Origin of the sequence: Fibrella rubiginis (assembly GCF_017353185.1) — a bacterium.
Taxonomy (GTDB): domain Bacteria; phylum Bacteroidota; class Bacteroidia; order Cytophagales; family Spirosomataceae; genus Fibrella; species Fibrella rubiginis.
Genome location: NZ_JAFMYV010000032.1, coordinates 1 through 1,546, shown reverse-complemented (window position 1 = coordinate 1,546; position 1,546 = coordinate 1). Strand labels below are relative to the sequence as shown.

Genomic DNA, 1,546 nt, shown 5'->3' with positions numbered 1-1,546 from the left:
GCAAATCACAAATACCAGTATCACCTGCACGAACAACCAACCTGCAGTGGCTATCTCTACGCAGGTAACAGGCGGCACGCCTCCGGTTAGCTATGCCTGGTATCGCTCTGGTGCTACGGGCGTGATCTCGACTCAGGCTAACCCCGCCTTCACCACTGCTGACACCTACAGCCTGATTGTCACTGATGCAAGTGGTTGCCTAAGCAACACCGCAACGGTAGACGTTATGACGCCAAATCCACTAGCCGTCAACACGCAGGCAACCAGTGCATTATGCTATAACGGACAAGGGAAAATTACGGTTAATAGTAGCGGCGGCTCAGGTCCTTATTCGGTTAGTTTTTACGCTACCTCCGGCCTGGTGTCATCAACGACTACGCCGGGTAGTGCTACGTTGCAAGCCGCAGCGGGCAGCTACACGGTGGTTGTTTCCGATGCCAACGGCTGTTCACTGACCCAGACTGCCACCATCACCCAGCCCCCACTGCTAACCGTCGTGCTCACAGGTAGCGGCCCCGTCTGCGCCGGACAAAACACGGGCAGCATCAGCAGTTCGGTATCGGGCGGTACACCGTCATACACCTATCAATGGAGTACGGGTGCTACCACGGCCAATCTGACGAATCTTAGCGGCGGCAGCTACTCAGTAGTTGTCACAGACGCCAACGGGTGCACGGCCACACAAACAACCACACTGGCCACTAATCCTCTACCGGCTCCTCCTAGTGTGAGCGTGACTCAGCCTACCTGTGTCACCACTACAGGCACGATTCGGGTGTTGACCCCTGCTTCGGGCGTACAGTATAGTTTCGATAATGGCGTATCGTACCAGGCTTCACCCATTCGGTCAGGGCTGGCCCCGGACGTCTACCGCCTGCGGGTGAAAGACGCAACCACAGGTTGCGAGTCACCGGTGACGAGTGTGACAATCAACCCGGTTCCCTCGCCACCAACAGCAGCCATTGCGGGCAACACTGTCTATTGTGCGGGGGATCCTATCAGCCTCACGGCTAGCCCTGCCAGCGGGGTTACCTACGCCTGGAGCGGGCCGGGTGGCAACCTAGGCAGCAGCAACCCCCTGGTTATTCCCAACAGTGCACCTGCGCAATCGGGCCTGTATAACGTGGTGGTAACAGATGCAAACGGTTGTACATCAGTCGCTTACGCCAACATCACCGTTAACCCCGCCGTGACGGCTACACTCAGCAATGCGACGATCTGTAACGGCACCTCGGCCACACTAACCGCTACGGGAGGCACATCATATCGGTTCAGCACCGGCACTACCAACACTACAGGTACGTTAGTGGTAGCGCCTTCGATTACAACTACCTACAACGTAACGGTTACCAGCGGCGACGGTTGTACGGGCGTTGCCTCGGCGACGGTGACGGTCAACCCCGCCGTCACCGCCACGCTGTCGTCGGCCACCATCTGTAACGGTACCTCGGCGACGCTGACGGCCACGGGTGGTACGAGCTACAGCTTCAGCAATGGCACCAGCAACACCACAGGGACGCTGGTCGTCTCACCGTCCACGACCACC

At 58.2% G+C, this 1,546-nt stretch carries 1 protein-coding gene; it reads left to right on the top strand.

What is annotated here, in order from left to right; genetic code table 11:
- Positions 1–46: 46 nt before the first annotated feature.
- Positions 47–1,546, top strand: a 1,500-nt coding sequence (locus J2I47_RS26335) for an Ig-like domain-containing protein (protein ID WP_445451876.1), incomplete at its 3' end; no start/stop codon positions are given.